Consider the following 7,364-nt stretch of genomic DNA (forward strand, 5'->3'; position numbering starts at 1 on the left):
GCTACTCCTCCCCTCGGGCGGCGGCGAGCGCCTGGGCCAACGTAAAGTTGCCCTCGTAGAGCGCACGACCGGTAATGGCGCCCTCGATGGCGTCCTCGCCCACCGCAGCGAGCGCACGGATGTCGTCGAGCGTCGAGATGCCGCCCGACGCCACGACGGGAAAGTCCGCGATCTCGGCCACATGGCGATATGCTGCCACGTCGATGCCCGTCTGCATGCCGTCGCGCGCGATATCGGTATAGACCAGGTGTTTAAAGCCCAGCTCGGTGAGCTGCGCCACGGCATCGTCGAGTGCCACACCCGCGCCGTCGCGCCAACCATTCACCTTGACCTGGCCGTCACGGGCGGCGATATCTGCCACCAGCAGCTCGCCAAATCCGCGAGCCGCCACCTCGGCAAATCCCGGCTCGGTCACGAGCACCGTGCCCAGCGCAATGCGGCGAGCACCATAGCCGGCCAGCTCGTCGATGCGCGCAAGCGAGCGAACGCCGCCGCCCACGTCCACGGACAGACCGTCGACGCCGCAGATGGTCTTAATCGCCGTCGAGTTAGCGGCGCATGCGTCCTCGTCCTCGCCAAAGGCGGCGGACAGGTCGACAACGTGCACCCAACTCGCGCCCTGCTCGGCAAAGGAACGGGCAACCGCCACGGGGTCGTCGGAATATACCTTGCAGCGGCTGCGGTCGCCGCGCTCCAGGCGCACGACCTTGCCGCCGATCAGATCGATTGCGGGAAACAGGATCATCGGCCGCCCTCCTCGACGATGTTGACGAAGTTCTTAAGGATGCGCTGGCCCAGCGCGGAGGACTTCTCGGGATGGAACTGGCAACCCCACACGTTGCCATGGCGCACGATGCACGGGAAGCTCCGCGTGTAGTGCGTGCGGGCCAAGACGTCGGCGGCACCGGCGTCGTCGGCCACCGCGTAGCTGTGGGTGAAGTACATGTTGGCGCCCTCGGCAAAACCGGCGAGCAGCGGATCGGCCGCGCCGGCGGGCGTCATGTGCACCTGGTCCCAGCCCACGTGCGGCACCTTCAGGCGACTCGACTCCAGGCGTGTGCACGAGCCGCGCATGATGCCCAGACCATCGATCCAGAAGCCACCGGCTTGCTCGGAGGCATCGCCGTCCACGACCGTGCCCGCGTCCGCAGGCACGCCCTCGTTGCCACGCTCAAAGAACAGCTGAAGACCCAGGCAAATGCCGAGCAGCGGAGTTCCGGCGGCAACGGCGTCGAGCACCGCGTCTGCCTCGCCGCTCTCGCGCATAAAGGCGATCGCGTCGTAGAACGCGCCCACGCCCGGGATGACCAAGCCATCGGCACGGCGGATCTGCTCCGAATCGTCCGACGCGCAGGCGACGGCACCGGCGCGCGCAAGCCCGCGCACGACGCTCGACAAATTGCCCTTGTGGTAGTCGACCACCACGATCTTCGGTTCGCCCACGCGACCCTCCCTTTTCTCATCATCCAAAACCACCACAAAGGTGCCTGTCCCCTTTGTGGTGGTTTTTACTCTTGTTGCAACTACAGCGAGCCCTTGGTGCTGGGGACGCCCTGCACACGGGGGTCCAGCTCGCAGGCGTGGCGCATCGTGCGGCCCACAGCCTTAAAGGCGGCCTCGATAATGTGGTGCGAGTTGCCGCCCGCCAGCTCGCGCACATGCAGTGTGAGCTTTGCGTCGCGCGCAAAGGCGTAGAAGAACTCGACGGCCAGCTCGGTATCGAAGCTGCCCACGCGCTCAGTCGGCACGGGCAGCTCGCAGTAGGCCTGCCCACGACCCGAGATGTCCACAGCGGCCATCACGAGTGTCTCGTCCATGGCAATCGCCGCGTCGGCAAAGCGTGTGATGCCCGCCTTATCGCCCAGCGCCTGGCAAAACGCCTCGCCCAGCACAATGCCCGTGTCCTCGACGGTGTGATGCGCGTCGACCTCCACGTCGCCCACCGCGTGCACCGTCAGGTCAAACAGACCATGGCGGCCAAAGGCGTTGAGCATATGGTCGAAAAACGGCACGCCGGTCGAGATATCGCACACGCCGGATCCATCCAGGTCGAGCTTGACGACAATATCGGTCTCGCCCGTCTTGCGGGTCACCTCGGCATAGCGGTCCATCTACATCTCCTCCTTCACCAGCGCGGCAAACGCAGCCAGCACCTCGTCGTTTTCCTGCGGGGTGCCCACAGTAATGCGCAGGCAGTCCGCGAGCCCCGGCGCGTAGCTAAAGTCGCGCACCAGGATGGAATACTCGTCGCGCAGACGCTCGCGCACGCGCGTGGCATGCGGCGTACGCACGAGTACAAAGTTCGCCGCGCTCGGCCATGCCTCTACGGGCAGGCCCTCGGCAGCCATTGCGCGCAGGGCGCACAGCTCGCGCTCACGCTCGTTCGCAACCAGCGCCACCACGGGCGCATACGCATCGCGGGCACGCACGCAGGCAAGCGCCGCCGCCTGGCTCAGCACGTTGACCGAGTAGATCTGGCGAATCGCCGCGAACACCTCGATAACCTCGGGCGCCGCGATCACGTAGCCCAGACGCGTGCCGGCGGCGCCAAACGCCTTGGACAGCGTGTGCAGAATCACCAGGTTGGGATGCTCGGCGATAAGTCCCTGCGCCGTCGTTGCCGCGCCAAACGAATCGTCGGCAAACTCAACGTAGGCCTCGTCGACCATAACCATGCCGGGGCAGGCATCGCACAGCGCCGCGACAAAGTCGAGCGGAGCCACGTCGCCCGTGGGATTGTTGGGCGAGGTCACGATGGCCAGGTTGCACTCGGGTGCCGCGGCGAGTACGGCAGCCTGGTCGAGCTCAAAGGTAGCCGGATCACGCCACACGTCGCGCACCTCGGTCTGGCACAGCGACGCAAAGAAGGCGTACTCGCTAAAGCACGGCGGGCAGTTGAGCAGGGTCCTCCCCGCGCCGCCAAACGCCAGCAGGTAGTTATAGAGCAGCTCATCACCGCCGTTGCCCACGCAGATGTTCTCGCGCGCCACGCCATGCCAGGCAGCAAGCCCGTCGCGCAAGTCGTTGGACATGGGATCGGGATAGCGGTTGAGCGGCGTGGCGGCGAGCGCCGCATCGACCGCCTCGCGCACGCCAGCCGGCACGGGATAGGTGTTCTCGTTAGCCGAAAGGTTGATGCGCGTGGGCGTAAAGTTGGGATCGTAGGGCTCAATACCGGCCAAGTAAGGCTGGACGAGCTCCTTCATGCGGGGTGAAAGCTCGGTCATCTTAGGCCTCCTCGCCGGCCGCGCCAGCGGCAGCGCCCGCAGCGGCCGCCAGATCGACGCCCTCGGCAACGGTCGCCACAGCGTCGCCCGGCCAGGCGACCTTGGTCAGGTCGGCTGCGGCCAGCGACTCGGCACTCACGGCATCTTCGCCCTGCTCCAGTACGCGACGGCGCAATGCGGCCGAAAGCGCGTGTGCCCACAGGCCCTCGGCCTCGGCCAGACGCTGCGTAGCGGGAGCATCGGAAAGCAGGCCCTCGGGCGTATAGCAAATGACGCTCGAGCGCTTGACGAACTCCTCCACCGAAAGCGGGTTGGAGAACATGGCCGTACCGCCGGTCGGCAGCGTGTGGTTGGGGCCGGCGACGTAATCGCCGAGCGGCTCGGAGCTCCAGGCGCCCACAAAGATGGCGCCGGCGTTACGAATACCGCCGAGCAGGCCCATCGCGTCCTTGCAGTGCAGCTCAAGGTGCTCGGGCGCCACGGTGTTCACGGCCTCGACGGCGGCGGCCATGTCGGCGGCGACCACGATGGTACCCTCGCTATCGAGCGAGGCACGCGTGATCTCGGCGCGCGGCGACTGCGCTACCAGAATGTCGATACCAGCCTCGACCTCGCGCGCAAACTGCTCGTCGCAGGTCACCAGGTAGCAGGCAGCCAGCGGATCGTGCTCGGCCTGCGCCATCAGGTCGGCCGCGACCACCATGGGCTTGGCCGTGGCATCGGCCAGCACGCAGACCTCGGAGGGGCCGGCAACCATGTCGATACCCACGTCGCCCGAAACAATCTGCTTGGCCGCGGCGACAAAGGCGTTGCCCGGGCCGGTGATCTTGTCGACGCGCGGAATGGTCTCGGTGCCGTACGCCAGCGCGGCCACGGCCTGGGCACCGCCCACCATATAGATTTCGTCCACGCCGCCGAGCTTGGCTGCCGCGAGCGTATAGGGGCTGATCAGGCCATCTTTTTGCGGCGGGGTCACCATGACCACGCGCTTGACGCCGGCAACCTTGGCGGGAATGGCGTTCATGAGCACGGTAGAGGGATACTGCGCGCGACCGCCCGGCACGTAGATGCCGGCAGCCGCGAGCGGAGTTACCTTAACGCCGAGCATCGTGCCGTCCGCACGCGTGGTAAACCAGCTCTGTTCGACCTCGCGCTGGTGGAACTCGCGAATCTGGCGCGCAGCCTTCTCCAATGCGGCGACAAAGGCCGGGTCGAGACCTTCGAGCGCGGCATCGATCTGCTCCTGCGGCAGGCGGAAGCTTTCCAGCTCAACACCGTCAAAACGCTGGCAGTAATCACGCACCGCGGCATCGCCGTTGGCGCGCACGTTGGCCACGATATCACGGGCGGCATCGACGATGTTTTGCGGCAGCACGCCCTTGCGGTTGAGCTGATTGGTAACAAGGCGCTCGCCGGGAGCAAGCTTGATGGTCTTCATATCGGTATCCCCTATCGGTTGAGGTTGCGTTTGAGAAACGAGAGACCGGGCGGCGGCACCAATCGGCCCTCAGCCCGGATATGGGGGCGCCCGTGCGCGCTCGCGCTATTGTGCCGAACCCGCGACGGGCTCAAAATGCTTGTCCTTCACGGCGGCCGCCAGGCGATCGGCCAGGTTGCGCACGCGCGGATCCAAGCGCGCCGCACCCGGGTTGACGAAGAAGCGGGCCGTGCAATCCATAATGCGCCCAGTGATAACCAGGTCGTTGTCGCGCAGGGTCGCGCCCGTGGCGGTGATATCCACGATACGATCGGTCATGCCGACGATGGGGCCCAGCTCAATATTGCCGTGCAGAGAAACGATGTCGGCATTCACGCCGCGCTCGGCATACCAGGCACTCGCGATGCGCGGGTACTTGGTGGCCACGCGCAGAGAACCACGACGGGCATAGTTGCGCTCAGCCTGGCCGGCGCGCCATGCGGGCTCCGCCTCAATAAAGGTGCACAGGCCGTAGCCCAGATCGACGAGCTGCAGCAGGTTGAGATCGGCCTCGATGAGCGAGTCCCAGCCGCAGATGCCGCAGTCGGCACCGCCGCAACCCACAAAGGCCGGCGCGTCGCTGGGGCGCACGATGACAAACTCAATATCGCCGACCGCACCCTCGCCGGCACGCGTGTCGCGACCGCGCACAATCAGGTGGCGGCCGGGATCGCGCAGCTCGGAGACGTCCAGGTCTGCAGCCTCGAGCACGTCGAGCGTGTCGGCCTTAAGCGAGCCCTTGGGAACGGCGATGCGCAGCGGACCCTCGGCGCCACGGCCCACGGCGTGGTCACCATCGGAGGCAGCGTCCTCGGCCGAGGTGCGCGCGGCCTCCAGGCGCTCAAGCGAAAAGGCAAAGCCCGCCGCCGGCACCTCGATGCCGTCGCCGAACGCGCCGGTAAAGATAGAGTCGTAGCGACCGCCCGAACCCACCGGATCGGGCAGGCCACCGGCATAGGCCTTAAAAACCAGGCCCGTGTAGTAGTCGAAGGAATTCATGATGGAGAAGTCGAAGGACAGCACCTGCGCGTCCTCGGGAGCCAGACCCTCAACCAGGGCTCGCAGCTCACGCGTCAACGGCGCGACGATACCGGCCGCTGCCAGCAGCGCGTCCACGCGGTCGAGCACCTCAGCGCCGCCATGCAGGCGCGGCAGCTCGCTAATGGCAACCTTGACGGCCTCGGGCTCGGCGCTTTCCGCCACGCGGGCATCGAGGCCCACAAAGTCGTTGGCGTGCACGCAACGCAGCGCCTCGGCAGCCAGCTCGCGATCTTCGCATGCCGCGAGCAGCTCCTTAAACGGACGCACGCTGCCTGCGATAATGCGCGCATCGGGCAGTGCGAGTTTGCGCACGGCCTCCGCTACCAGCGAGACAATCTCCACGTCGCCCGCGGTGTCACCCGCGCCAATGAGCTCAAAACCCAACTGTGTAAACTGACGCGAACCACCGGCATTGCGCTGGCACTCACGAACCACCGGTGCCTCATAGCGCAGGCGCAGCGGCAGGTCGGCCGCGCGCATGCGGGTCGAGACCAGGCGCACGATGGGCAGCGTGTTATCGGGACGGACCACCAGCAGACGGCCGTCGTCATCAAAGAGCTTGAACGGCGTATCCGCGATGCGGCCGCCCTCCTCGAGCGAACCCTTGTCCTCGAGCAGCGGCGTTTCGACCGGCAGGTAATGATGCTCCCTAAAGCAGCCCTTCACCGTCAGCGCAATCTCCTCGCGCGCCTGAGCCTCCTCGGGCAATATGTCCCGGAATCCCCACGGTGTGGCCGTCATCTGGTGAGCCTCCTCATGCTGTGCTTCGTATAGAACAGAAGACCGGCATAGCTCCGCCGGTCTTCTGGGTACTTTAGCATACTAGAGTGCTTGCGGGGAGAATCGTCTCCCTAGGCTCACAGCGTATTCATTTGGAAACATAGGGGGAAGCGGCATCCCATTTCGAGCGGCCATTCCGGGACGTAGTTTCCGCTTGAGGCCTCAACCGGAAAGCACGTCCCGCTTCCAGCCACGGCTGAGACCCCGAACGACACTCCGCTCCGTCTAGGCGCCAATCGCGCGTCGATACTCCGCCATAACCTGAGCGTCGGCTGCCGCCGGATTGGCAAAGTACTGCTCGTCGTAGGTCTCAGCCGAAACCACTCCGCAATAGCCGCGCGCCACCAGCCCATCCAGGTCGGCACGCATATCACGGTCGCCGTCGCCCCAGGCAAGATGCGTGGTGCCATCTGCCGCAATATCGACAAAGTGCACGTGGGCAACATCATCGCCAAGTAGATCGAAATAATCGTCGATGGTATCCCCCGCCACCGCCATGGCACCCATATCAAGGCACGCCTTGAGCGCCGGATGTCCAACCGCGTCTATCATGCGCTTCGTATCGGCCGCCGAGTTTACGATCATCGACTCAACCGGCTGCAGGGCCTCGAGCACTAGGTGCACGCCGCGCGGACCCGCATACTCGGCAATCGACCGCAGCATCGAAGCACTACGCGCCCATGCATCCTCGATCGGCTCATTCAAAAATGCCCATCCGCTCGAAACCATGACCTGGTCGGCGCCAAGCTCTGCCGCAATATCCACGACATTCTTAAAGTATGCGAGCGTGCGGGCACGCGACTCCTCCCCGCGCGCCGCGATATTCCACGGCTTGGGAT

The 7,364-nt window shown here is 65.6% G+C and carries 7 protein-coding genes; all 7 read right to left on the bottom strand.

Annotation, left to right across the window (positions count from 1 at the left end):
- Position 1: 1 nt before the first annotated feature.
- Complete coding sequence (locus AB5Z14_RS09435) at positions 2 to 745, bottom strand: 1-(5-phosphoribosyl)-5-[(5-phosphoribosylamino)methylideneamino]imidazole-4-carboxamide isomerase (RefSeq protein ID WP_368131190.1); 744 nt, start codon at positions 743 to 745, stop codon at positions 2 to 4.
- The gene (locus AB5Z14_RS09440) at positions 742 to 1,443 is read right to left on the bottom strand and encodes an imidazole glycerol phosphate synthase subunit HisH (RefSeq protein ID WP_368131191.1); all 702 of its coding nucleotides are present in this window, start codon (positions 1,441 to 1,443) and stop codon (positions 742 to 744) included. The genes AB5Z14_RS09435 and AB5Z14_RS09440 overlap by 4 nt, the downstream gene beginning before the upstream one ends.
- An 80-nt stretch (positions 1,444 to 1,523) precedes the next feature.
- A complete protein-coding gene (hisB, locus tag AB5Z14_RS09445; protein WP_368131192.1) occupies positions 1,524 to 2,111 on the bottom strand; it encodes an imidazoleglycerol-phosphate dehydratase HisB in 588 nt (195 codons plus the stop codon).
- Complete coding sequence (hisC, locus tag AB5Z14_RS09450) at positions 2,112 to 3,227, bottom strand: histidinol-phosphate transaminase (RefSeq protein WP_368131193.1); 1,116 nt, start codon at positions 3,225 to 3,227, stop codon at positions 2,112 to 2,114. It abuts the gene before it with no gap.
- Between the two features lies 1 nt (position 3,228).
- Complete coding sequence (hisD, locus tag AB5Z14_RS09455) at positions 3,229 to 4,665, bottom strand: histidinol dehydrogenase (protein WP_368131194.1); 1,437 nt, start codon at positions 4,663 to 4,665, stop codon at positions 3,229 to 3,231.
- 105 nt (positions 4,666 to 4,770) lie between these two features.
- Positions 4,771 to 6,486, bottom strand: coding sequence for an ATP phosphoribosyltransferase (gene hisG, locus AB5Z14_RS09460; protein ID WP_368131195.1), 1,716 nt, complete (start codon positions 6,484 to 6,486; stop codon positions 4,771 to 4,773).
- A gap of 264 nt (positions 6,487 to 6,750) precedes the next feature.
- The coding region (locus AB5Z14_RS09465; protein ID WP_368131196.1) for a sugar phosphate isomerase/epimerase family protein at positions 6,751 to 7,364 on the bottom strand (614 nt) is incomplete at its 5' end.

Origin of the sequence: Collinsella aerofaciens, assembly GCF_040910265.1 — a bacterium.
GTDB classification, from domain to species: domain Bacteria; phylum Actinomycetota; class Coriobacteriia; order Coriobacteriales; family Coriobacteriaceae; genus Collinsella; species Collinsella aerofaciens_BK.

Excerpts from the sequence above, each read along its gene's own strand:
- AB5Z14_RS09435 (WP_368131190.1), bottom strand. The coding sequence starts at position 745 with ATGATCCTGTTTCCCGCAATCGATCTGATCGGCGGCAAGGTCGTGCGC.
- hisB (WP_368131192.1), bottom strand. The coding sequence starts at position 2,111 with ATGGACCGCTATGCCGAGGTGACCCGCAAGACGGGCGAGACCGATATT.
- hisC (WP_368131193.1), bottom strand. The coding sequence starts at position 3,227 with ATGACCGAGCTTTCACCCCGCATGAAGGAGCTCGTCCAGCCTTACTTG.
- hisD (WP_368131194.1), bottom strand. The coding sequence starts at position 4,665 with ATGAAGACCATCAAGCTTGCTCCCGGCGAGCGCCTTGTTACCAATCAG.
- hisG (WP_368131195.1), bottom strand. The coding sequence starts at position 6,486 with ATGACGGCCACACCGTGGGGATTCCGGGACATATTGCCCGAGGAGGCT.